Consider the following 23132-nt stretch of genomic DNA (forward strand, 5'->3'; position numbering starts at 1 on the left):
TATACGCAGTTGACTTCACCTGAGGTATCAATGATGCCCCCGGCTTTCCCGCGATACTTAACCACTGGTTTTATCCAGAACATATATATAATTGTTGGAAATTAGAGCAGATGTAACGTCAAATCGAAATATCCGAAGTCAAAATACGATATTAACGATCGAAAATATTTTTAGGATTATATAGTAGCGCAGATTTTAGTATTCAACACCTCTTTCATTATTGAGAAAGAGAAAATATCTGTTTCATATAGAAATTGCAAAGATGATCAGCGATACATGAGGGAGATGCCACTAAGATATGTATCTGCTCAGGGAGAATGAACTAAGCAATATCATTGCAGTAGAGACCTGCAATTCAACTCATAATTTATGAAAAATCCAGAATCGTCTGTCCCAACAATTCAAACCTGCAGCAGGGTGTTTGCCCTTGAGATTCAGCAGACCGACCTCGTAGTCAGGAGAAAAGAGAGCAGGTCAGTAGAACTCATCACTCCTTCCGGAGCACATATATCCAGATTGTACTGCTGCGGAGCATTGACAGAGATCAACAGAACCGGAAAACCCGGGTGGTTCATCAGGGTTGCAGATCCTACCGGTGTTTTTGTTTTTGCAATCAGATCTCGAACACCTGACCTGATAGCGGTTCTGGATACATTCACCACACCGACTTTTGTCTCGGTAACTGCAACTATTGAAACGGATTCCACACCGGGAGAATCCGGGTTCAGACTGATACTTGATACTATCCACCAGTCAGATCGGCAGGCTCGCGACCAGTGGATTCTTCGAACATCACTCCTCACGCTCAAAAGATTGAAACGGCTTGCAGAACTCCTCGCCGGGGAAACCCCGGGTGAAGAGGAACGCAGGCTCATGACCAGGTATGGGACCAGTACACGACAACTAAAAGTTCTTGCAGGAGTTGTTGAACGGGCTACAGGTCAGGTCAAAGTTGCTCCAGACCAGACCGAAGATTCAGGCAGGGATTCGACTGAAGAACAAAATGTCAGTGAGCAGGTGGTGCAACTCATCAGGCAGCATTCGGGTCCACGAGGAGTATCAGTACAGGAACTGACAGGATTTGCACAGAAGGAGAAGATCTCCGAGTCTCTCCTGCTCGATACAATCAGAGCCCTGATTGCCGAGGACGAGTTGTACCAGCCCTCTTCAGGTTTTATCAAGATCCTTTGAGAGGTTCATGGAGACTGAATACTTTCCCTCAGGACCGGCAATCCAGATCACCGGGGAGCAGCGAATTCTTGTAGTGGCAGATATCCACATGGGTATCGAGTCAGATTTGAGGCTTCATGGCGTCCATCTTCAGAGCAGAGGGAAAGAAAGAATTGATCGTCTGAGTGACCTGGTGCAGGAGATATCACCTGATATCCTTCTGATGCTTGGGGATGTAAAACACCGGGTTCCGGGTACCTCATGGCAGGAATTTCGTGAACTTCCATCCCTCTTTTCTAATCTTAGAAAACATACCACGATCAGAGTGACCCCGGGAAACCATGATCCCGGGATCGAGGAATTCCTGAAACCCGAAGAACTTCTTCCAAAAGAAGGTTCAATCCTTGATGGTGTCGGAGTAATGCACGGGCACACCCGACCGGACCCGTCTCTCGCCGGGCATCTGATCCTGACCGGGCATCATCACCCTGTTGCATCCCTTACTGATGAAGTGGGGATTGCTCTCAGATCTCCCTGCTATGTTCTGGCAGAATTACGTAACGAAGTCTTTGATTCTCCACAGTCAGATGATACAAAGACCCGAATCCTGATGGTTCCTGCATTCAACGAGTTCTCAGGATACGGGATCGAGAAGACGTTCAGATCCCCGTTCTCCCCTCTCTCGCGTGCAGTTGTGATCGAGACCGCCGAGTGCCTCCTTGCTGATGGCACATACGGTGGTGAACTCTCCTCTGTAATCAGACATGAGCACCCGGGCTGTACTTGATCCCCGAATAACCGCATGCATTGCGGAACGTGGATTTGATGAATTCTCTGAGGTCCAGGAACGTGCCATACCCCGGGTCCTGGCAGGGGAGCACCTTCTTCTGATCGCCCCGACAGGTACGGGAAAGACAGAGAGTGCAATGATCCCGGTCTTTAACCAGATGCTCTCTGCAGGCGCAGGCTGTGGAAAGGGATTTACTACATTATATATTACACCGCTCAGGTCACTGAACCGTGATATTCTCATGAGGATGGAGTGGTGGTGCAACAGACTCGGATTCACGGTGGGTGTCAGGCATGGTGATACAACCCAGAGTGAACGAAGAAAACAGACACTCTCACCACCTGACCTCCTGGTAACCACTCCTGAAACCCTCCAGGCAATATATATGGGCAAGCGCCTGCGTGAACATCTGAAACAGGTCAGGTTCGTGATCCTCGATGAGATTCATGATCTCGCTGGAACGAAACGGGGAGCACAGATGAGTATTGCCCTGGAACGTCTGGTAAGGTACGCTGGTGAGTTCCAACGTATCGGACTCTCGGCAACGGTTGGAAATCCTGAAGAGGTTGCACGGTTCATGACCGGAAAACGACCCTTCACTATTGTCGAGGTCCCGGTTACCAAACATATCGCGATCAAAGTAGAACTCACCAGCGAGAAGTTCGAGGATCAGGTCGACCTCATCCGAAATCACATAAAAAAAGGACCGCCGACACTCATCTTTGTCAACACCCGTGCCACAGCAGAATCATTAGGGCTGAACCTTCTCAAAGACGGAGGAATAGATGTCCATCATGGCTCTCTCTCCCGGGATGTCAGGATAGAAGCAGAAGAGCGGTTCAAGAGGGGTGAGATCAGAGCACTTATCTGCACCTCCTCGATGGAACTCGGGATTGATATCGGTCACGTGGATCATGTCATCCAGTTTGGTTCTCCCCGAGAGGTGAGCAGGCTCGTGCAAAGGGTCGGCAGAGCTGGCCACCAGATCGGAAAAGTTTCCCGGGGGACTATCATCGCAAGCGGGTTTGACGACCTTGCTGAATCACTGGTGATCACAAAGAGGGCACTGGCTGGTCAGGTGGAAGAGGTGGTACCTACCTATCAGGCAGGAGATGCAATTGCAAACCAGATAGCAGCAATGGCGGTGGAGTACGGCGAGATCCAGACTGATGATATCATCTCAATCCTTTCGGGAGCAGTCATCAGTCTGGATGCTGAATCCGTTGTTCCCACGATAATCTCACAGCTTGCTGAACATTATATTTTGAGAAGGGATGGAAGCAGGGTTATCACAACTGGAAGAGCTCGCAAATACCTCTCCAACAACCTCTCGATGATCCCTGATGAACGCAAGTTCCCGATCTATGATATGGTCTCAAGGCGGAACGTCGGCTCTCTTGACGAATCGTTTGTGGTCACCTACCTGCACACTGGTGCAGTCTTCATCGCCCGGGGTCATCTCTGGCGAGTACTTGAGATGGAAGAGGGAAAGATCACTGTCGAGCCTGCAAAAAATGCTGAGGGTGAACTTCCATCATGGGAAGGTGAACAGATCCCGGTGCCGTTCGACGTCGCTCGAGAGGTTGGGGCACTCAGACGAACCCGGATGTTCAGTGATTACTCATCTGACCCGGCGGTAACCAGGTATGCAGAGGCTTACCTTTCTGCGGTTGAGAACAACAGGGGGATTATTCCTACTGACCAGATCATCACCCTCGAACAGATCCCGGAGGGTGTTGTGATCAACCTGTGTGCCGGACACCAGACCAACGAGGCATTCGGTCGGGTCATCTCGATCCTGACCTCTGCCCGTTGGGGAACGACAGTCGGCATAGAACTTGATGCATACCGGATCCTGCTTAGACTTCCAAGAGAAGTTGTGGCAGGTGATGTACAGACGATCATAACAGGACTTGAACCTGAACACCTCCGAGCCATCCTCGAAGTTGCATTGAAACGAACGTCTCTCTTTAAGTGGAAACTTGTGCAGATCGCAAAAAAGTTTGGTGCAATAGATGCTGACGCTGATTTTGAACGCCTGAGTATGCACAGGCTAGGAGAACTCCTCTCAATGCCTGCAATTCAGGCAGAAACATATCGGGAACTCTTCTCCAGGTACATGGACGTAACCCATGCAGCAGAGATCGTTACCGCTATAAAAGACGGCACCATCAGTCTGGTACTGGGTCCTCCAAGTATGATCGGTGCTTCAGGGATCTTTTCACACCGGGACCAGATCCCACCACCTACAGCGGATCAGGCTGTCATCGCCACAATCAAACACAGGCTTGCAAAGCAGGAAGTGATCCTCGCCTGTATGAACTGTAGGAAATGGAAAGTCAGGACCGTGGTAGACCGTGTTCCTGATCACCCGGTATGCGGACATTGCAATGCAAAACTCATTGCAGCACTCAAACCATACGAAGAGGAGCAGTACAACCTGGCGAACAAGAAGAACAAAGATACACAGGAGAAGGAGATAGAACGCCGCCTGATAAGAAACGCAAACATTGTTCTGTCAAGCGGGAAGAAGGCAGTGCTGGTTCTTGCAGCCAAAGGGGTCGGCCCTGATACCGCATCACGAATCCTTGCAACCTGGACTGATGGGGATGCACTGTATCGTGAGATCCTTAAAGCTGAAAGAAATTTTATCAGAACTCACAGGTTCTGGCAGTCATAAAAAAAGATAGGGTATCATCCGGCTATGCCGGTCACATTATACTGCCAAGTTTCTGCTCAAGGAAGGCTAACCCACGCTTAATATCTTCCATATTTTTCCCTCCGGTCAGAATGATCTTTCCGGAAGAGAAGAGGAGTGCAACGATCTTCGGGTCTGCAATACGATATACAAGACCCGGGAACTGTTCAGGCTCGTACTCAATATTTTCGAGACTGAGGGTCATAACCACTTTGTTGAGGTTGATCTTGTTCCCAATATCATATGAACAGACGATGTTGGTGACTGCAACCCGTGGTTCATCATAACAGGCAATGCCCGCTTCTTTCATCTTACCGATAATAAGTTTGAGCCCAACCTCGAGTGACTGGTTATCTCTGATACCAGTCAGGACTACTTTACCAGAGGAGAATATAAGGGAAGCGATCTTGGGGTTCTCCATCCGGTACACTGCCCCGGGAAAACGCTTGGTATTGAGTTCACAGTTCTCGATATTATTGGAGATCACCTCAAGATCAATAGAGTCAGCGATTGCCCCTGAAGCAACAATATTTTCGATCTTCAGGGATTCGTATTGTTTCTCTTCCATTGCAGATATGATGTGATCTGCCATATCATAATACTAATGGTAATTATCATCAAATAAAGCCCATATCATCCGATTTTACCTGAATTACCAGACATTTGATCTAAAGCGGCTATTTATATTGATTCATATACTCACCATGGTTCCTTTGTACACCATCCTGATAGTATCTTAACTGCTCTCCACCTACCTATGGGAAGGTATGAAGCAGGAGATTCCACACCGGATGACCTCATACGAGGATACGGTTCGTGATTTTAGGATTGATGTTCCTGAATTTTACAACTTCGGCTTTGATGTCATCGACCACTGGGCTGAAGTAGATCGAAACAAACTTGCAATGATATGGGTGAACCAGGAGGGGCAGGAGAAGAAGTACACCTTCCGTGATCTGCGTAACCTCTCGGTCGAAGCAGCCAATATTCTGATCAAGTACGGGGTCAAGAAAGGTGACCATGTCATGCTCATGCTTCACCGGGTTCCGGAGTGGTGGATCTTTGTCATCGCACTGATCAAACTCGGTGCAGTTGTCTGTCCGTCACCTACGATGCTTACCGCCAAGGATCTCCAGTATCGTGTCAATGCCGGAAAGTTCAGCATGCTTGTCACCGACATGGAGAACTCTGACAAGGTGGAGAAGATCTGCAGGTTCTGTCCATCGCTTAAGCACAGGATGCTGATAGACGGAGAACTTCCAAACTGGATCAGTTACAAGTACGAACTTCTGTATCCAGCTCCGGTCTCACGATCTGCAATCAGCATGCCAGTACTGCAGAAGACCCACTCTTCTGACCCGATGCTCATATACTTCACCTCGGGAACCACGGGAGAGCCGAAGATGGTGCTTCACAACCACGGGTATCCTCTGGGTCATATTGTTACTGCACGGCTCTGGCAGGATCTCAACTCCAATGATCTTCACTTCACATCATCAGATACAGGGTGGGCTAAATGTGCCTGGGGGAAGATATTCGGTCAGTGGATAGAAGGAGCATGTCTTTTTATTTATGATGCAAGGGGCAAGTTCAAAGCTACCGAGCTGCTGCCCCTGATCGAAAAATATGAGATCTCAACATTCTGCTGCCCTCCAACAATCTACCGGATGCTGATCATCGCAGACCTGGCCAAGTATGATCTCCGCTCACTCAGACATTGTATTTCGGCAGGAGAGCCCCTGAATCCGGAGGTTATCAGGATATGGAAAGAAGAGACAGGACTTCCAATCTATGAAGGATATGGGCAGAGTGAGACATGTGCATGTATTGCAACATTTCCCTGTATGACCCACAAACCCGGATCCATGGGAAAACCCTCCCCAGGCTGGCATATTGAACTTCATGATGATGAAGGCAAACAGGTGGAGCCCGGCGTTGAGGGCCGGATTGCAATCGGACTCAATCCACGTCCGGTCGGGCTTGTAACCGAGTATCTTGACAACCCTGAAGCAAATGCAGAGTCATTCCAGAACGGGTTCTACTATACCGGTGACAAAGCGTACATGGATGATGACGGGTACTTCTGGTTTGTTGGCCGGAACGATGACGTCATCAAAAGCTCAGGCTATCGTATCGGCCCGTTCGAGGTTGAAAGTGCTCTCCAGGAGCATACGGCTGTTCAGGAGTCTGCAGTTGTCGGATCACCTGACCCACTCAGGGGAATGCTGGTTAAAGCATTTGTCGTGCTCAAGCCTGGGTACGAACCGTCAGATCAGCTGACGAAAGAGATCCAGAAGCATGTGAAACGCGTGACTGCTCCATACAAATATCCACGGCTTATCGAATATATGGAAGAACTTCCCAAAACACTGTCAGGGAAGATCAAGCGTGCCGAGCTTCGGGACCGAGAAATGAAGCGATATCAGCAGTCACAATAATCTGCATTAATATCATCTCACCCCTATTATTTCAAAAGTTATAATAAAGAGAAGAGTCCACTTGTAATAGCGCGAGGATCTCCGAGCCAGGTCAAAGGAGCTAGGTTCAGGGCCTAGTCGAGAAGTCGTTCGCCGGTTCAAATCCGGCTCCTCGCATCTGAACTCTTTTTAATATCATATTTTTCTCTCAATTTTATATTAGTACGATACCACGGCTTCCTGACAGTTAATTCGTAATGTTCGTAACAGTAAGGTTAGAACAAAGCACAAAAGAAAAAAGATTAGATATATTTATTCCGCTTTAACCAGTCACGCTGTGGCGGTGTGTAGCGGTATGAGATGTCGCATTTTTCGTCCTGGAAACTCCATGGAGTTATGATTACAATGTCGCCCTCCCTGATCCAGGCACGTTTCTTGATCTTCCCCTTGATCCTGCCCATGCGGGTGACTCCGTCAAAACAACGGATCCTGATGTGATTTGCACCCATCATCAACTCTGCAAGACCAAACTGTTCCCGATTATTCTTTTTTGGCAACCGAACGCGGATAGTCTCTACTGTTCCGTCCGGACGCTCATAATTCATGCTCCCTGATTCGGGCGTGGCATTAGCATCAGGGGTATTCTCTACAGGACTAATCCAACCATCTCCAGAATTATGAATAATATCAGTGGTCATGTGTTTTTAATATATCTGATTCACAATAGATTTTTAGAACCGAAAACTGAGGTTAATGGTAAACCAGTGATCAGATACATTATGAGATTAGAACAGAGATGATCCTATACGTGTTGGTTGAGGAAAAAATGCATTCACGATTACATATTCAACAATTCATCCTGTTAAGCCTGCTTCTTATTGCAAGCCTGATAGCGGTCAGTTCGGCAGCAAATGTCAGTACAACCGGAACCGTAAATACGGTGGTAAATACTGCTATCAATAATACCCAGAATAATCAGATTGGATCTCCCTATATTTCACTAATTCCGGAGTCAGCAAGTATAGAAGTAGGCGATCCAATCATTCTGCACGCAACGGTTGACAAAGCTATTCTGGGATTGAATCCAGGTTCTGCCATACTTATCTTAAAAGCACCACAAAAGAGCAAGTTTGATGCATTCACGCAGGTACCGGTAAAAGATGATGGAACATTCACGTATTCGATTCCGACCGATGTTACCGGTACGTGGACTATATCAGTCAGGTACAGTGATGAGATCAGTGCATCATCTGACATTGTAGTTTCACCCCGTGCTATCTCGCTTTCAACAAGCAACACCCTGAACTCATATGGTGCACCGGTGAGTGTGGGTGAAGATGTTAACCTCTTTGGTTTTTTGCGTGACTCAAAAGGGAAAGGTGTTCCAGAGAGGCAGATAAAATACCTGGTCGCAATACCGCCATATGGCTGCGACTTCTGCTCAGAAGAGGAGGACTCTGATTACCTGATCTGGGAGACATACGGAACCGCGACAACTGATTCGTCTGGAAAATATTCTATCTCCTTTACTCCTTATGACCGCGGAGAGTACAAAGTCAAGACATACTTTGGTGGAGATGAAGGGTATCAGAGTTCAACCAGTGATATCAGGCGGGTAAGGGCAAACTGATCAAATTGTCAACCGGGAGACAGATCTGGAGATAATTCAGGACCTGGCATAACCCTCATATCTCCCTGATTCATATCTTCTGCTATGAGGGTTCCAACCAGGATTCTGCTGTACTTTTCATGTGTAGCAATCTACATATGCATCGCATTGATCGTGATCGATGCTGATAAGGGGGGAGAGCTTCTCTATACAATTCTTCGCATAGCCGGACTATGGGGGTTTCTCTCGTTATCATGTTCAGTGATAATGAACCTCTTCAAACCTGAACTCAGGAAACTGTTGGGACAACCATTTTTACCAGTCCACCATCTTTTTGCATTATCAGGACTCCTGCTCATAACTCTGCATCCAATACTATTCCTGATCCTCTCTACAGATCCTTCAACCCTTATCCCCGATCTCTCGTCACCATATCTCTTCTTTGTAAATGGAGGAAGGGTTGCACTCATCATCATCTATGCTGCCTTTTTTGCAGGACTCTTCAGGATAAAAATTGGCACCAGGTGGAAGATTATTCACCGGCTTGTGTACCCGGCTCTTCTCCTCGCCATCATTCATGCAAATCTTATCGGCTCGACATTCCAGAGTCCCATAATCAGGGTTTTTTATAATGGCCTTGCAGTTGCCGTGCTTGTTACCAGTATTACAAGAATGTTCAGACATAGAAGAGAGCACCAAACATCAGCGTAACTCTAATTAATTCCAGAATCGATTTACACCCTGATATCAAATATCTCTTATGGATATCAGGGATTTCAGACTCGAGCGGTACATGGCACAATATGAATTTTCCGCGCCATACCTGCTCTGCTCCTCTGACTGTGAAACACTTTCAGTTCAGGAACTGTTTGCACTCGAAGAAGGATCTGCACAAGAGTTTCAAACCTTTAAACTAGGCTACACAGAGGCCCCTGGATCTCCTGAACTTCGTGAAGAGATTTCGGCATGGTATGAATTAGTAGATGACGATGAAGTAATCGTCACATCTGGCGCTGAAGAGACGATCTTCATTACAATGCACACTCTGCTCAAACCAGGAGACCATGTCATTGTTCAGATGCCTTCCTATCAATCTCTTCACGAAATCCCAAAATCTCTGGGTTGCCACGTATCTCCCTGGCAGATGGCAGAGAAGAACGGAGCATGGCATCTTGATATCGAAGCCCTTCATGAACATATCACCCCGAAGACAAAGGCACTGGTGATAAATTCGCCCCACAACCCAACCGGATACCAGTTTTCAAAATCAGATTGGCACGCTATAGAAGAGATCTGCGCCGATCACTCGATATTCATCGTATCAGATGAGGTATACAGGGGGATTGAACATGATACGAGTAAGGGGCTCAAACCGATGGCAGATCTTAATGAATCAGCCCTCTCAATAGGTGTTATGTCCAAATCGCTCGGCCTTGCAGGTCTGCGAATAGGCTGGGCAGCATCCCGGAATGATGAGTTCAGGAAGAAATTCCAGGCATTCAAAGATTATACAACAATCTGTAACAGCGGTCCTTCAGAATATCTTGCAACAGTTGCACTGAGGCAGAAGGAACAGATCATCAGAAGAAACCTTGCGATCATCCATGACAATATGAGCATTCTTCACACCTTTTTCAAAACATATGCCGATCAGATAACCTGGTCTGCTCCGACTGCCGGGTCCACAGCATTTCCCAGACTTGCGACAGATGCATCAATCGAATCTTTCTGTGACAAGGTGCGTGATGATCAGGGGGTTCTTCTGCTTCCGGGATCGGTGTTCCATGTAGAAACTCCTCATTTCAGGATTGGCTATGGAAGACGGAATATGCCCGAGATCCTAAGTAGATTTGAGCAGTGTCTTCAATCACGGATCTGATATTCTCATACCCCTGATCCCACAGATTTAATCAAGGGGCAAGGCCAAATAAGATTGATCGAAGAGGAAACCATGTCGGTAGCAATCCTGATTGTTGATGATGAACCTGCTCTCAACGAGCTTTTTGTTATCGGCCTCAAAAAGTACGGATTTTCTACTGAAGGTGTACTCGGAGGCAGAGAATGTCTGGATCTACTGAAGGATGCATACAGACCTGACCTCATTCTTCTTGATATGATGATGGAACCGATGGACGGGTGGGAAACCCTCCATCACATCAAGGCAGACCAGGACTTCCGCAAAATTCCGGTTATTATGCAGACCGGAAAAAACCTGACATTCAAAGAGGCAGAACAGTTCTCTTATTATATCGAGGATTATATCATGAAACCAATCACCCCGAAACGGTGTGTCGGTTTTATTAATGAGATCCTTGAAAAATTGAATTCAATCCAGTCAGTTATAGATACAGCACGGACTGCCGGATATAGCGAAAGCGAGATTGATCGCTTCATCACCCTTCATCGAGCCAATGATGTATCTGCAAGACTAATGCGTCTTCTTGAGGATCGGTATGGAACATCATCAGGTGAACAGGATCCTGAATCATACGGCCCTGAAGATTTTCAGGCATTCAGGACAAAAATAAAGAGCGAGTATGATGAACTTGCCCAGAAGATGGGCATAACTACCTGATTCTGAATTCTGGTCAGACTTTTTTGGTACTTTTGTTGAATATTATGGAGATGATTCTTTCATATCATCTAGATTACATGACTCCAGGATCGCTCCGACAGTCCTGAACGCATCCTGAAGATCCTGATAATTTGGAATATGAGCCTCGCCCAGCATGTCAATTGCAGACTTCATCGAATCACCGCCGAGAAGGCAGCCCACCACCATGCTATGGGTGAACCGGGAGAGCCTGATCATCTCATGGGCAAGGTTCTTTGGATCCATCATAGCTACCGGTGCCGTAATTACCACAGCAATATCCCAGAGCTGCTGGTACTTGATCATCACATCAAAAACCCTGGCGAAACGGGAGGCATTGCTATCCCCAAGTAGATCCACCGGGTTTTTATGAGACCATGACTCAGGCAGAATTTTATTCAGTTCTTCAACGACCTGCTCAGGCAGATTGATCATCTCCATACTGCTTTTTTCTGCATAGTCTGAGGCAAGAACACCAAACCCTCCTGCATTAGTAAGAATGATCGTTCTCCGCCCCTTCGGATATCCTTCAGATACCACAAGGCGGGCAACATCAAAAGCTTCAGCAAGTGAATATGCCGGGATCACCCCGCTCTGTTTAAAGGCTGCAATGTATGTTTCATAACTCCCGGCAAGAGAACCTGTGTGCGATGAGGCAGCCTCCCGACCCCTTACCGAGGAGCCTGACTTCAGTGCGATGACCGGCTTTCTTCCCCGCATACTTTCGGCATACTGTAGAAATGCCTGCCCATCCCGGATCTCTTCGACATACAAGATGACGGCATAGGTATGAGGATCCTGGTCAAGTACCTGCAGATACTCTAGAAATCCCATGTCGGTCTGGTTACCTACGCTGATTACCGATGAGAAACCGATGCGGCGGGATATTGACCAGTCAAGAACAGTTGTGATGATCGCACCACTTTGAGATATAAATCCGATCTGTCCTGAAAGAGGGGACTGGACATCAAAAGTTGCGTTCAGATCAAGTGGGGGAATGATGATACCCAGGCAGTTCGGGCCCACGATTCTGATCCCGGTCTCCCTGGCAACCTTCAGGAGTTCGTCTTCCAGGATCCTGCCAGCATCCCCGGTCTCTTTAAATCCTGCTGTCAGGATTACTGCAGACTTGACACCCTTCTCCCCCGATTCCTTGACGATACCGGGAACATACTCGGCTGGTGTTGCAATAACCACCATCTCAACCGGACCAGGGATGGAACTGATGGTGGGGTATACTTTCTTGCCAAGAATATCCTCGGCGCTTGGATTGACCGGGTAGAGTTCGCCCTGGAAGTTCAGAAGATTTCGAAAGACAGCATACCCGACTTTTCCCGGGGTCCGGGAAGCTCCCACCACCGCAATAGATGACGGATGAAGAAGATCAGGAACTGGAGGCAGGATCTGTGCGGCAGTTCTGGGCTCAACAGGTGCTGTTTTAATAAAAAATCGGGCATCAACCGCACAGGCCCCACCTTCCCAGAGTATGAGAGGATTGATATCAAATTCTATGATCCTCTCATCCTCAAGAAAGAGCCTGCCGACCTTTTCAACTATATCCAGAAGTGCCTGCTCGTCTAGCGGGCGGTGCCCACGGTACCCGGATATGAGCCGGTATCCAGTCATCTCATGAATCATTCGTCTGTATTCAACAGTATCAACAGGCAGAACCCTCATTGAAAAGTCATGAAGAAGTTCAACGAGAATGCCACCCATTCCGACAGTGAGCACCTTTCCGAATGCAGGATCTGTTTTTCCTCCGATGAGGAGTTCTGTCCCGGGTTTCATCTCCTGTTCAATAAGATATCCGCTGATTACGGCAAGGGAGTCGTATGCAGCAACCTTCTGATCAATTCCTAAAAGAGCCTCCTGAAGGGCTTCAGGACAGGAGATATGCAGGACAACGCCTCCTGCATCAGTTTTATGGACAATCTGTTCTGAGACAACCTTTACAACAACGGGGAAACCGATACTTGCAGCAGCAACTGCTGCCTCCTCATGGGTGGTCACAAACCGGTATGCCGGAACCGGTATACCGTACCTGGTGAGCAGTTCGTACCCATCCTTTTCAGTGATCAGCCGCCTGTCCATAATATCTCCTGCGTATGTCTCTCCATAGGCAACCCGATCAGATAAGCGTTGTGAAAAACAGAGGTTCAGATATTCTGAAGAAGAGCCTGAAAGATCCCTTTCCTGAGTACTTCCCTTGAAACTGGTGTGTCAGCAGATACAGGGGTAAGACTTGCAAGAGGCTTTGTGTTGATAAAAAATTCAGATGAGCCTGATACAATTTCGGGACTGAATGTATTGTTGAAGAAGACCAGTTCAACTCCGGAGACTGCAAGGTCCCTTGCAAGTGCATAAATGATCTCCTCAATTTCGTGCACCTTCTCTTCAGGAGTATCCTTGTGACGCCATTCAACCTTGAGAGTGATCGACTCAATACTGCCACCGCAACCGGTACATGATTCACATTTGTCCGGGGCACACCCGGAATGTTCTGCCTGTTCCATAATAGTCACCTGCATTAACTGGTTATTAAAACGAAGCCTTAACAAAGCGATTTAATACATGTTTGCTCTGAATGCTGAAGAGGTAATCTGATACTAATGCTACATCGGGTAAGAATGTATCAAGAAAAGAAGGGGGGTTTTGTGTGCAGCCTGCAGCCGGGTTCAGGATGGATCAGAAATATTTCGTGGGGGGGTTTGGAGTGCTGATTCTGGTGACGTGTGCGCCCGGCCTGTGGCGTTGCACACATATATCTCATCAAGAGTGACATATGAACCTTTAAGAAACAGGGCGAAAGTATTTCCTAATTTTATTAAGATATAAAAATAAAGGGTTAACGTAATAGAAACAGCACTTCATGCATTCTGATGCGAATTTTAATAATCAGTTCACTTTCACCAGAAGGAAATCTTCCAGAAATCATGATGGGTGATCACTGATTTTCTGCCGGAAAGATAATCGGGTATCACCCGGTGATATGATCAGACAACCTCATGCATAATCAGATCATCGCCCATCTTGACATGGACTCATTCTATGCCTCAGTTGAGGTTCGCGATGATCCCTCTCTGGCTGGCAAACCGGTTGTAGTCGGGTCTGATCCTCAGGAAGGAAGAGGTCGCGGAGTCATCAGTACATGTTCGTATGAAGCACGACGATACGGACTCCATTCTGGAATGCCAATATCACAGGCATGGCACCTTTGCCCCCATGCGGTATACATCCGCCCAAGTGGAAAATACAGTATTGTTTCAGCCAGGATTATGGAGATCCTGCAGGAGTGTACCCCTCGCCTCGAGCAGGTGAGCATCGATGAGGCGTATCTTGACTTTTCTGACTGTGGTTCTTATGATCTGGCTGAAGAGAAGGCAAGGAACATCAAAAATGTCCTGCGGGAACGTGAGGGGCTGGGTTGTTCAATAGGTATCGCACCGGCCCGGTCATACGCGAAGATAGCATCAGACCTGCAGAAACCTGACGGGCTGACTGTCATTCATCCTGAAGAACTGAAACAGGTTATCCTTCCCCTTTCGGTTGCAAAGATACCAGGGATAGGCCGAAAGTCATTTGCACATCTTGAATCTCAGGGAATGACCACATTCCGCGATCTGGCAGAAGCCGATATTCAGATCCTTCAGGAGATATTCGGGGGATGGGCAGTACGGGTTCGGGAGATCGCATCAGGCCTCGATACATTCGGACTCAAAGATCAGGGGCCGCGTCAGTCTATCGGAAGGGAGACAACCTTTGCAGAGGATACCGATGATCCTGACCTGATATCAGAAACTCTTGAGACTCTTGCATGTTCACTTCATGCCGAACTTCTCAGGGCACATGCCAGGACGAAAACTGTCGGGATTCGCATACGGTACACCGGGTTTATCACCTGCACCAGATCAGTCTCACTACCACATGCTGATGACAATCTTATGGTGATAAAAAAAGCAGTTAGGTCTTTGACAGAAGAGTTCTGGACCGGAAAGCCGGTACGGCTGATTGGGATCAGGCTCTCCGGCCTTGTGTACCATGATCCGAAGCAGTGTACACTGGAACAGTTTTTTTCAGAATAAAAAACCGCTATCCTTCCAAAAAAAATCAGGAATAGAAGTACTGAATCGCAAACGCAACCATGTATGTACAGATCCCGAAGACCGCCTGGGGAACGGTATATCTCTTGAAGACGGTCTTCACATCATCCCCGGTTGTCCGGTGAAGCAGCCAGAAGTATGGATCTGTTACAAAACAGATGACCCCTGCACCGGCGATGATCATCAGGAAGAGTGCCAGCGGGTTCATCATCGGAGGAATACCAGTGGTTGCAATTATCTGCGCGGTAAGTATTGAGGTAACGATACGCGACCCCTGTGCAGTCTGGATAAGAGCAGCCATAATAAACGGGATTAGAATCAGGGGTACATGGCTTGCTAATACTTGCAGTGAATCCTGGGCAAAGGTGCTCTGCGTTATCACATATCCGAGTGCTCCGGCCCCACAGATATCAAAGATTACAACTCCTGCATGCTTTGCTCCTGACACAAATCCGGTCCACCTGTTTTCAGGAAGAGCTACCATCACCGCTGTTATCATCCCTGCAAACATGATGAACTGAACCAGCGTGAAGTGCGAGAGATGGAGAAGGAATAGACCAACCGGGATCGCAGCAAAGATCACCAGAAACGGTGCCCATGCCTTGGGGTGGAATCTTCCACTACAGAGACCCGAATCAGTCTCACATCCAGGCTGCAGGTGCTGTTGATCAGAATACCCACTTCCTTCAAGCCCCCATTCAGCACCTTCAGATTTGGTTACCTCATCTGTTTCGGACGTTTCTCCGGATGTGTAAGGTGTTTCATGGTTGTTCTGCACCGCAGACATTTCTTCAGTCGCTTTCGGGGTTCTCCATCTTGTCCACCAGATAAACAGAACCAGGAAAAATACCGAGAGCGTAATTGTAACCATATCAAAAGTCAGCGGAGACAGATGTTTTGGCCCGAATGTATCAAAGAGAGGGAACGTCACCGGGGTTGGATACACAAAGGCAACCCCAAGTGCACTCCCAAGAGCTACCAGATACATAAGGCTGTTCTGGCGCCTCTTATCAGGCGCAAGATGGGAGAGCACGGGAGAGAGGATCATAAAAGCCGTGATTGGGCATGTTGATGGGATTCCAATAATATATCCGGCAAACCCTGATAGTGACAACGGGCTTTTCAGTACTTTCCGTATATCAGATACAATCTGCTGAATGTATCCCTGTTCAACAAGGTATTTTGCAATGACTGAACCGGCAAGGATAGGAATACCCAGACTATTAAAAACACTGGCACAACCCATTGCAACCTGGGTAAACACCGCATCCGGATCACCCCCGACTGCAAACCCGAATGCCACCGCACCACCAACAAGGGTGATAAATGGAGGTACACGGAATTTTATCCCAATCACAGAGATCAGGATGATGATGATAAAAAATATCAGCAGGGTGTTCATTGAGTAATATCATTCCTTATATAATATCAAATACCGTTCCGGAGAAGATCTGCTCATCATGAGCAGGAAGAAGCCATTTATATAATTATTGAGGTTATGGTTCTCTAACCGCGGGTGCGCAACAGGCCATCAGATCCCGGAGGAGAAACAAAAGAGTTGATAAATCCATGAAGAAAAGAATACTACATAATGATGGGGGGCCGTTTTGAGAAGGGGCGATGGGTGGAAGAACCTTCCGGGCAGGCATCTGCTTCTGTATCAGGGGATGATCTCACCGAAAGACTGGCAGTAGCAAAGGCTTCATTTGGGAGAGGCCTTGATGATCTCCTTGCTGTGGGTCGTGACCTGCTGACCACAGAGGAAGGCCGGAAACATATCGGCAGAAGTATGGATCAGGCAGGTGCAGAGATCATGGGAACGCTTGAGGAGACTGCCAGAAAGGCAACCGAATACATCTCCGGGGTTCTCGATCAGAAGCGCAAAGAGTGAAATAACACGATGCGAACTGCGGTCTGCAGGCTTTCATAATACATACATGCCCAAATGGTTGGATACCGGATCGCAACTGCTTAACCTGGATTTTATCGCAAAATTCCAGGTTGTGGAGATGACCCGGGAGGTAAAGGGTCAGGTTATCGTGGAGAAGGCTGTACTGAAAGCTCTGATGAAAGATGGGGAGCAGATAAATATTGCAGCCTTCAAGAACCGGATGGATGCTGTCACCTGGATGCGGACCCGTCTGCGAAACAGCGAAGAGAAAGTGATTCAGGTCAGGTAAATAAAGCCAATATGCCTTAGGCCTGACACGATTCGAATTTCAACATCTTCTCTTTTGAGAACCGTGTCAAGCCATAACGTTTGGGAAAATTTATCTGCATCAACTGTGAGTGAGATTGCATGAGTAAATCCGTTTCTGTACCTCTGGATGTACCAAAAGATCAACAGAAAACCTATACCAGCAATTTTAAAACTATTACTCATGATACAGGCAGGCTCATGCTCTTTGCCGGGGATCAGAAGATTGAACACCTGAACGCAGACTTTTATGGTGAGGGGATTCACGAGGACGACAACGATCCCGAGCACCTCTTCCGTATTGCTGCAAAAGCAAAGATCGGATGTTTTGCCACCCAGCTCGGTCTCATTGCGCGATATGGGGCAGACTATCCCGATGTTCCATATCTTGTAAAACTGAACTCAAAGACAAACCTTGTCGGAACTTCTCAGCAGGAGCCATCATCAGGCCTTTTGACCACTATTGAGCAGGTGGTCAGATTCAGAAAAACCAGCGGTCTGAAGATCGTCGGAATCGGATACACAATATATCTTGGATCTGAGGCTGAAACAGAGATGCTTACGGCAGCTGCAAATGCAGTCTTTGAAGCACACCAGAACGGTCTTGTCACTGTACTCTGGATATACCCCAGAGGAAAGGCAGTCAAGGATGAGAAGGATCCGCACCTGATCGCAGGGGCAGCGGGAATTGCAGCATGCCTGGGTTCTGATTTTGTCAAGGTCAACCCACCAAAGAAAGAGGGGGCCTCATCTGTCGAACTGATGAAAGAGGCAACAATGGCAGCGGGAAGAACCAGGGTTGTCTGCGCAGGAGGTTCCAGCGTTGATGGAGAAATATTCCTGAAGCAACTCTGGGAACAGATCCATATCGGCGGATGTGCAGGAAACGCAACAGGTCGCAACATTCACCAGAAAAGCCTCGATGAAGCTGTACGGATGTGTAATGCCATCTACGCAATCACGGTGCAGGATGCATCGGTTGAAGATGCTGTGAAAATATACGAGAAAAAATAAACTCCAGGTAACCTCTTTTTGTCAAAAATATCCGCAAAGGACTTTTTGATAACCTAATTTTTCTTCCTATTTTCCGATCTTCATCAATATCTCTTCAAGGGATGGATACTTGGACTCGATACGTTGGACGACACCGTCATGTCCGGTGATCTCCGAGGTCAGGACATTGAGATCTGGAACTGATCGAACCGTTGACACCCAGAGATTTCCACTCTTTTCAGTTCCTTCAGGTAGTATCATGGAACTTTCGTCAGGAAGGAGATACCAGACTTCATATCTGATAGAACCGAACTGCTCACGGAGCTCAGGCATTGTTCCCCTGATAACCACATCTCCCCGTTTTAATATCATCACCATGTCGCATATCTCCTCAACCTGATTGAGGTTGTGGGCAGAGAGGATGATCGTCTTCCCCTGCTTGCGCAGTTCTTTCAGATATTCTATTATGAACCGACTGGTCATCGGGTCAAGACCTGATCCTGGTTCATCATAGATGAGGATGGCAGGATCATGGATAAGTGTCCGGGCGATCGCAACCTTGCGTTTCATTCCCTTGGAGAGATTGCCGATCCGTTTGCCATCAGGATTTAATGACAACTGGGTAAGCAATATCCCTGCTCTGGCGTCGATGGTTACCCGGTCAAGTCCGTAGATCTCACCAAAAAAACGGAGATAATCAGGAACCAGCATCGTCTCATACAGGCGTGACTCTTCAGGCAGATACCCGAGCTGACACTTGATCTGCATGGGATCTGCAAGAACATCAACCCCGCCAATGGTGAGGCTCCCCGAATCCGGCATTATCAGGCCAGAGAGGATCTTAAGCAGGGTGGTCTTACCTGCTCCATTATGCCCGATAATTCCCAGGATCTGCCCCTCTTCACAGGTGAAGGATACATCATGAAGAACAGTAACCTCACCGTATCTCCTGGAGAGATGTGACGCCTCGATCATGCTTCTTTCTCCTGTACCCTGCATACCATAAAAGATACACGACCACACTGACTGATGATTGATATATCGTGGCGTTCAATCACTCACCACTATGCAGATGCTGCATCAGCTCGTAACTCTCTCATGCTGGGAGGTCAGACGTTTCTTCACCACGATGAGCAGGGATCTGCTCCCGATATCGGTGATACTCGTGATTCTTCTGGTCCTGGTGAGTGGATTTACTGCACAACACGGGATGCATCTGCAGGACGGACTGTACCGGATCGGAATTGACAGTCCGGCATACCTTGAGATCATCGGAGGAGATCCCAGATACACGGTACATGATACAAGCGGGTTTCAGGGAGTCCCCCCACAGAACATCGGCCTTGATCTCAAGATCCAGACCGGCACAATTTTGCGATCATCAGGAGAGAAAGGCAGAGCTGCACAGAAGAGTTTTGAACGCGATTATCAGGCCTACTCTGACAGGATATATCAGCAGCAGGATGATCTCTTCGCTGCGTATCCTCTCTGGATTCAGAACGAATATGTACCGAGCGAACTGAACTTTCTCGCAACCCAGAGCGGCCAGCAGATAGGTGTTCCCGGGCAGGCACAGAATGAGCCTCCTGAACCTGATCTCCCGGTAGAGGATGTGGCTCCTCCTGTCTTATCTGTTCCCGCAGACTCTGAAGACCTTAGGTTAACTCTCGCCAACCAGATGAGCAAAGACCAGGAGCAGGTGAGCAGGTACACAGGGATTTTTTCAAAGAGTGACTCAACCCAGATACCATACAAAGTTCCCTCCCTGCTCTCTCCGCCCCTCCCGTTCGACACCATCATCTTCATCTTTGTCTTTATATTTCCGCTCTACTTCACATCCCAGTTCTTCATGATGAGTATCATGAACGAGAGGACCCTCAGGCAGGGAGAAGCGCTTGTCGCTGCACCGATAAAACCGGCAGTCCTCATATTCGGAAAGATGCTGCCTTATGCTATCGGCATGGTGTTGCTGGCCTCTGCAATCCTGCTTGCAGTACAGGCAGACATCATGGCCATCCTGCCGCTCATCCCGGTAATTCTCTTCTTCCTTGCATTTGCCCTCTTCATCGGGATGGTTGCACGCAGTTATAAAGAACTCTCGTTTATCTCGATCTTCTTCTCAACCATCGCCACATCCTATCTCTTCTTCCCGAGCCTGTTTGCAAATGTCCATATTGTGAGCCTTCTCTCTCCGGTCACTCTTGTTGTGTACGTGCTGCAGGGAACAGGGTACACACTGATGGATTACCTGTACGCAACCTCTCTGTACTACCTGACAAGTCTCATCCTCTTTCTCATATGTATCAGGAACTTCAGGGAGGAGCAGCTCTTTACAGAGTCCGGTATGATATCAAAAATCAGACTCTACCTTGCCGGACTAGTGCAGCCGCGTCACTGGTGGTTCTCCCTTTTTCTCATCGGCCTGATCAGTATACCCTTCGTCCTCATGGCACAGATGATGTACCTGGTACTCTTCTTCAACCTCCCGATGCCCTTCTCACTGATTCTGATCATGCTGCTTGCAGCCTGGACCGAAGAGATGGCAAAAGGAGCAGGTATCATTGCATTGATCACAGCGATGCCAGGGTTTCTGAATGCCCGTATACTGGTAATAGCTTCTGCCCTCATCGCACTGGGATTTTTATTCGGAGAAAAATTGCTGCTATTTGTCACCATCTCACAGATATCAGACTCTGTATTCGGGGCAGCCCTGTTTCTGAGTATTGGTATGCTCTGGATGCCGTTCCTGCTCCATATGGCAGGAGTCTGTATCACCGGGGCCTCGGTTCTGTACAAGGGACCAAAAGCATTGCCATTCGGACTGGCTCTTGCAACAGCTGTTCATCTGATCTATAATCTCTATATGCTCAGGGGGTGGGTATGGTGAACCTGCAAAGGACCTGGGCAATTACCAAAAAGGAACTACGCGGACTAGCAAACGAGAAGACTATCCTTCTTGCTATCCTTCTGCAGCTCTTTATTGCGCTCTTCTCCTCATTCCTGATGGTCGGTCTCTCTGCGATGTACGATCCATCGTTATACGGAAGCGTTTCAGGAGTCAAATTCGGAGTAGGAGTGGTAGGCAATGATACGATCCTGACCAGGCTGATTGATGAAAATCCTTCATTCAGACCCTACCCGATGAACCTCTCTGTAGCACTTGGTGCACTGAAAGAACGAAAACTCGCTGCAGTAATCTGGACATCAGAAATCCTACCGGAGAGTAAAGACCCTGTCAGCCTGACTTTGTATACAATAAAAAATGATATTCAGTCTGCTGTCATCGAAGTAAAACTCAAGGAAGTTTTTCTGAAGTACGAAGATATCCTTCGTGATATCAGAAGTGATCGTATAACAAAGCATCCAGTCACCCTCACCTCCGCCAGAGCGGTCAACACGAATACTTTCTACGAGTTCATCTATGCTCTGCTGATACCGCTCCTTCTCTTCATGCCTGCGATCATATCAGCAGGCCTGGTTATCGATCTCATCACCGAAGAGTACCAGCAACAGACGATCGATACCCTGCGTACCACCCCGGCTTCAATGAACGAGATCGTCTGGGGAAAGATCGCTGCCTGTATTGTTCTTGTCCCCGCAGAATCTGGCCTGTGGCTTGTGTTGCTTGTTCTAAATCGGATCAGGATAGGTTCACTTCCAGAGATCCTGCTTCAGGTGATCTTTGTATCATCTGCACTTATCCTGGTCGCAGCCGTCTTTGCAATGTATTACCGGGACCGTACAAAGGCACAGTTCATCTTCTCAACCGCAGCAGTAATCCTTCTTCTGCTCACGCTGGCATTTCCAGGAAACCCACTCAATATTATTGCCCAACTCGCCTCTGATTCCCCTGCCCCACTCTTCTGGCCGGTTCTTCTCATCTTTGTCTGCTTCTGCGTAATACTGACGTTGATGATCCGTTCACTCACAAGAAGGTCATCAGAGACGTAACAGTTCATCAGAAGACACTTCTTTTTTCGATAGGTTGATGCCTGATTTATCTCATATACGTTATCGTGGCTGATACATACTCATCATCAGGCTGGGCAGAGCTTATCAGAGGCAGTTCTCAAGGCAGGGAACTTGCAGGATTCTGGCGTCGTCTCGCTGCTGCGATAATTGATCTGCTTATTCTCTGTATAATCAGTGCCATAGCCGCGGCATACCTGGGACTTGGCGAAGGATGGAGGATGCTTCTGATGATAATCCGCAGACAAGCTGTTGTAACAGATGATGGAGCATCAATACACTCACTCATTCCGATGCCTGCTGCCACATTCATCCTAGTGGTTTTTATTCTGATCCCCTGGATCTACTTTGCAGCCCTTGAATCATCACGAAATCAGGCAACACTCGGCAAGATAGCATGCCGGGTGGTTGTATCAGACCTGCATGGAAAACCGCTTACATTTGCACGTGCAACCCTGCGGCATTTTTCTAAATTTATATCAGGGATAATAGTATTTGCCGGATTCATATGTATCGGATATACCAGGTACCATCAGGGGCTTCATGACGTAATCGCAGCCACCCTTGTCTGGTACCAACGTGAAACCGTAGAATAA

At 47.8% G+C, this 23132-nt stretch carries 21 protein-coding genes and 1 tRNA gene; 16 read left to right on the plus strand and 6 right to left on the minus strand.

Annotation, left to right across the window (positions count from 1 at the left end):
• Positions 1-369 precede the first annotated feature (369 nt).
• The 3 genes from ACHZA2_RS17825 to ACHZA2_RS17835 are packed head-to-tail and all read left to right on the plus strand — an operon-like array spanning position 370 to position 4640.
• Positions 370-1191: a hypothetical protein gene (locus ACHZA2_RS17825; protein WP_319580837.1), complete on the plus strand. Its 822-nt coding sequence runs from the start codon at positions 370-372 to the stop codon at positions 1189-1191.
• A 7-nt stretch (positions 1192-1198) separates the two neighbouring features.
• Entirely contained in the window at positions 1199-1957 is a 759-nt protein-coding gene (locus tag ACHZA2_RS17830) for a metallophosphoesterase (RefSeq protein WP_319580838.1), read from the plus strand.
• Complete coding sequence (locus ACHZA2_RS17835) at positions 1935-4640, plus strand: DEAD/DEAH box helicase (protein WP_319580839.1); 2706 nt, start codon at positions 1935-1937, stop codon at positions 4638-4640. The genes ACHZA2_RS17830 and ACHZA2_RS17835 overlap by 23 nt, the downstream gene beginning before the upstream one ends.
• 31 nt (positions 4641-4671) lie before the next feature.
• On the opposite strand, the gene ACHZA2_RS17840 is transcribed toward ACHZA2_RS17835, so the two are convergent.
• Positions 4672-5226, minus strand: coding sequence for a TATA-box-binding protein (locus ACHZA2_RS17840; RefSeq protein WP_319540875.1), 555 nt, complete (start codon positions 5224-5226; stop codon positions 4672-4674).
• Positions 5227-5425: 199 nt separating this feature from the next.
• Between ACHZA2_RS17840 and ACHZA2_RS17845 the strand changes: the two genes are divergently transcribed.
• Together ACHZA2_RS17845 and ACHZA2_RS17850 are read left to right on the plus strand one after the other, a co-directional pair.
• Positions 5426-7096, plus strand: a complete 1671-nt coding sequence (locus ACHZA2_RS17845; RefSeq protein WP_319580840.1) for an AMP-binding protein — start codon at positions 5426-5428, stop codon at positions 7094-7096.
• 71 nt (positions 7097-7167) lie between these two features.
• Positions 7168-7252: transfer RNA gene (locus ACHZA2_RS17850), tRNA-Leu, on the plus strand.
• Positions 7253-7377: 125 nt separating this feature from the next.
• Here the strand turns inward: ACHZA2_RS17850 and eif1A are convergent.
• Positions 7378-7680, minus strand: coding sequence for a translation initiation factor eIF-1A (gene eif1A, locus ACHZA2_RS17855; protein ID WP_319537553.1), 303 nt, complete (start codon positions 7678-7680; stop codon positions 7378-7380).
• Positions 7681-7901: 221 nt separating this feature from the next.
• On the opposite strand from eif1A, the gene ACHZA2_RS17860 reads away from it, so the two are divergent.
• From ACHZA2_RS17860 to ACHZA2_RS17875, 4 genes are all read left to right on the plus strand, one after another.
• The gene (locus tag ACHZA2_RS17860; protein WP_319580841.1) at positions 7902-8705 is read left to right on the plus strand and encodes a hypothetical protein; all 804 of its coding nucleotides are present in this window, start codon (positions 7902-7904) and stop codon (positions 8703-8705) included.
• A gap of 84 nt (positions 8706-8789) precedes the next feature.
• Positions 8790-9395, plus strand: coding sequence for a ferric reductase-like transmembrane domain-containing protein (locus tag ACHZA2_RS17865; RefSeq protein ID WP_319580842.1), 606 nt, complete (start codon positions 8790-8792; stop codon positions 9393-9395).
• Between the two features lie 49 nt (positions 9396-9444).
• Positions 9445-10563, plus strand: coding sequence for an aminotransferase class I/II-fold pyridoxal phosphate-dependent enzyme (locus ACHZA2_RS17870; protein ID WP_319580843.1), 1119 nt, complete (start codon positions 9445-9447; stop codon positions 10561-10563).
• A 72-nt stretch (positions 10564-10635) separates the two neighbouring features.
• A complete protein-coding gene (locus tag ACHZA2_RS17875; protein ID WP_319580844.1) occupies positions 10636-11259 on the plus strand; it encodes a response regulator in 624 nt (207 codons plus the stop codon).
• Positions 11260-11301: 42 nt separating this feature from the next.
• Here ACHZA2_RS17875 and ACHZA2_RS17880 read toward each other — a convergent pair whose 3' ends face one another.
• Positions 11302-13368, minus strand: a complete 2067-nt coding sequence (locus tag ACHZA2_RS17880; protein WP_319580845.1) for an acetate--CoA ligase family protein — start codon at positions 13366-13368, stop codon at positions 11302-11304.
• A gap of 65 nt (positions 13369-13433) precedes the next feature.
• Entirely contained in the window at positions 13434-13790 is a 357-nt protein-coding gene (locus tag ACHZA2_RS17885) for a hypothetical protein (RefSeq protein ID WP_319537547.1), read from the minus strand.
• A 492-nt stretch (positions 13791-14282) separates the two neighbouring features.
• Here ACHZA2_RS17885 and dinB point away from each other — a divergent pair, with 492 nt between their 5' ends.
• A complete protein-coding gene (dinB, locus tag ACHZA2_RS17890; protein ID WP_319580846.1) occupies positions 14283-15359 on the plus strand; it encodes a DNA polymerase IV in 1077 nt (358 codons plus the stop codon).
• Between the two features lie 25 nt (positions 15360-15384).
• Here the strand turns inward: dinB and ACHZA2_RS17895 are convergent, their stop codons facing one another.
• A complete protein-coding gene (locus ACHZA2_RS17895; protein ID WP_319580847.1) occupies positions 15385-16779 on the minus strand; it encodes a hypothetical protein in 1395 nt (464 codons plus the stop codon).
• 189 nt (positions 16780-16968) lie between these two features.
• Here ACHZA2_RS17895 and ACHZA2_RS17900 point away from each other — a divergent pair, with 189 nt between their 5' ends.
• From ACHZA2_RS17900 to ACHZA2_RS17910, 3 genes are all read left to right on the plus strand, one after another.
• A complete protein-coding gene (locus ACHZA2_RS17900; RefSeq protein ID WP_319537544.1) occupies positions 16969-17268 on the plus strand; it encodes a hypothetical protein in 300 nt (99 codons plus the stop codon).
• A gap of 46 nt (positions 17269-17314) precedes the next feature.
• Positions 17315-17557, plus strand: coding sequence for a hypothetical protein (locus ACHZA2_RS17905; RefSeq protein ID WP_319580848.1), 243 nt, complete (start codon positions 17315-17317; stop codon positions 17555-17557).
• Between the two features lie 119 nt (positions 17558-17676).
• Entirely contained in the window at positions 17677-18588 is a 912-nt protein-coding gene (locus ACHZA2_RS17910) for an aldolase (protein WP_319580849.1), read from the plus strand.
• 66 nt (positions 18589-18654) lie between these two features.
• Here the strand turns inward: ACHZA2_RS17910 and ACHZA2_RS17915 are convergent, their stop codons facing one another.
• Positions 18655-19542, minus strand: coding sequence for an ABC transporter ATP-binding protein (locus ACHZA2_RS17915; protein ID WP_319580850.1), 888 nt, complete (start codon positions 19540-19542; stop codon positions 18655-18657).
• A 91-nt stretch (positions 19543-19633) separates the two neighbouring features.
• Between ACHZA2_RS17915 and ACHZA2_RS17920 the strand changes: the two genes are divergently transcribed.
• The 3 genes from ACHZA2_RS17920 (at position 19634) to ACHZA2_RS17930 (ending at position 23132) form a co-directional block, all read left to right on the plus strand.
• Positions 19634-21454, plus strand: a complete 1821-nt coding sequence (locus ACHZA2_RS17920) for an ABC transporter permease (RefSeq protein WP_319580851.1) — start codon at positions 19634-19636, stop codon at positions 21452-21454.
• Complete coding sequence (locus ACHZA2_RS17925; protein WP_319580852.1) at positions 21448-22518, plus strand: ABC transporter permease subunit; 1071 nt, start codon at positions 21448-21450, stop codon at positions 22516-22518. Before ACHZA2_RS17920 ends, ACHZA2_RS17925 begins: the two co-directional genes overlap by 7 nt.
• Before the next feature lie 65 nt (positions 22519-22583).
• Positions 22584-23132 carry an RDD family protein gene (locus tag ACHZA2_RS17930; RefSeq protein WP_319580853.1) on the plus strand — a complete coding sequence of 183 codons (549 nt, stop codon included), beginning with the start codon at positions 22584-22586 and terminating at the stop codon, positions 23130-23132.

The sequence above is a fragment of the uncultured Methanospirillum sp. genome, from assembly GCF_963668415.2.
Lineage (GTDB): Archaea > Halobacteriota > Methanomicrobia > Methanomicrobiales > Methanospirillaceae > Methanospirillum.

Excerpts from the sequence above, each read along its gene's own strand:
- ACHZA2_RS17845 (WP_319580840.1), top strand. The coding sequence starts at position 5,426 with ATGAAGCAGGAGATTCCACACCGGATGACCTCATACGAGGATACGGTT.
- dinB (WP_319580846.1), top strand. The coding sequence starts at position 14,283 with ATGCATAATCAGATCATCGCCCATCTTGACATGGACTCATTCTATGCC.
- ACHZA2_RS17825 (WP_319580837.1), top strand. The coding sequence starts at position 370 with ATGAAAAATCCAGAATCGTCTGTCCCAACAATTCAAACCTGCAGCAGG.
- ACHZA2_RS17915 (WP_319580850.1), bottom strand. The coding sequence starts at position 19,542 with ATGATCGAGGCGTCACATCTCTCCAGGAGATACGGTGAGGTTACTGTT.
- ACHZA2_RS17900 (WP_319537544.1), top strand. The coding sequence starts at position 16,969 with ATGATGGGGGGCCGTTTTGAGAAGGGGCGATGGGTGGAAGAACCTTCC.
- ACHZA2_RS17885 (WP_319537547.1), bottom strand. The coding sequence starts at position 13,790 with ATGGAACAGGCAGAACATTCCGGGTGTGCCCCGGACAAATGTGAATCA.
- ACHZA2_RS17840 (WP_319540875.1), bottom strand. The coding sequence starts at position 5,226 with ATGGAAGAGAAACAATACGAATCCCTGAAGATCGAAAATATTGTTGCT.
- ACHZA2_RS17880 (WP_319580845.1), bottom strand. The coding sequence starts at position 13,368 with ATGGACAGGCGGCTGATCACTGAAAAGGATGGGTACGAACTGCTCACC.
- ACHZA2_RS17910 (WP_319580849.1), top strand. The coding sequence starts at position 17,677 with ATGAGTAAATCCGTTTCTGTACCTCTGGATGTACCAAAAGATCAACAG.
- ACHZA2_RS17895 (WP_319580847.1), bottom strand. The coding sequence starts at position 16,779 with ATGAACACCCTGCTGATATTTTTTATCATCATCATCCTGATCTCTGTG.
- ACHZA2_RS17925 (WP_319580852.1), top strand. The coding sequence starts at position 21,448 with ATGGTGAACCTGCAAAGGACCTGGGCAATTACCAAAAAGGAACTACGC.
- eif1A (WP_319537553.1), bottom strand. The coding sequence starts at position 7,680 with ATGAATTATGAGCGTCCGGACGGAACAGTAGAGACTATCCGCGTTCGG.
- ACHZA2_RS17860 (WP_319580841.1), top strand. The coding sequence starts at position 7,902 with ATGCATTCACGATTACATATTCAACAATTCATCCTGTTAAGCCTGCTT.
- ACHZA2_RS17830 (WP_319580838.1), top strand. The coding sequence starts at position 1,199 with ATGGAGACTGAATACTTTCCCTCAGGACCGGCAATCCAGATCACCGGG.
- ACHZA2_RS17920 (WP_319580851.1), top strand. The coding sequence starts at position 19,634 with ATGCAGATGCTGCATCAGCTCGTAACTCTCTCATGCTGGGAGGTCAGA.
- ACHZA2_RS17865 (WP_319580842.1), top strand. The coding sequence starts at position 8,790 with ATGAGGGTTCCAACCAGGATTCTGCTGTACTTTTCATGTGTAGCAATC.
- ACHZA2_RS17905 (WP_319580848.1), top strand. The coding sequence starts at position 17,315 with ATGCCCAAATGGTTGGATACCGGATCGCAACTGCTTAACCTGGATTTT.
- ACHZA2_RS17875 (WP_319580844.1), top strand. The coding sequence starts at position 10,636 with ATGTCGGTAGCAATCCTGATTGTTGATGATGAACCTGCTCTCAACGAG.
- ACHZA2_RS17835 (WP_319580839.1), top strand. The coding sequence starts at position 1,935 with ATGAGCACCCGGGCTGTACTTGATCCCCGAATAACCGCATGCATTGCG.
- ACHZA2_RS17870 (WP_319580843.1), top strand. The coding sequence starts at position 9,445 with ATGGATATCAGGGATTTCAGACTCGAGCGGTACATGGCACAATATGAA.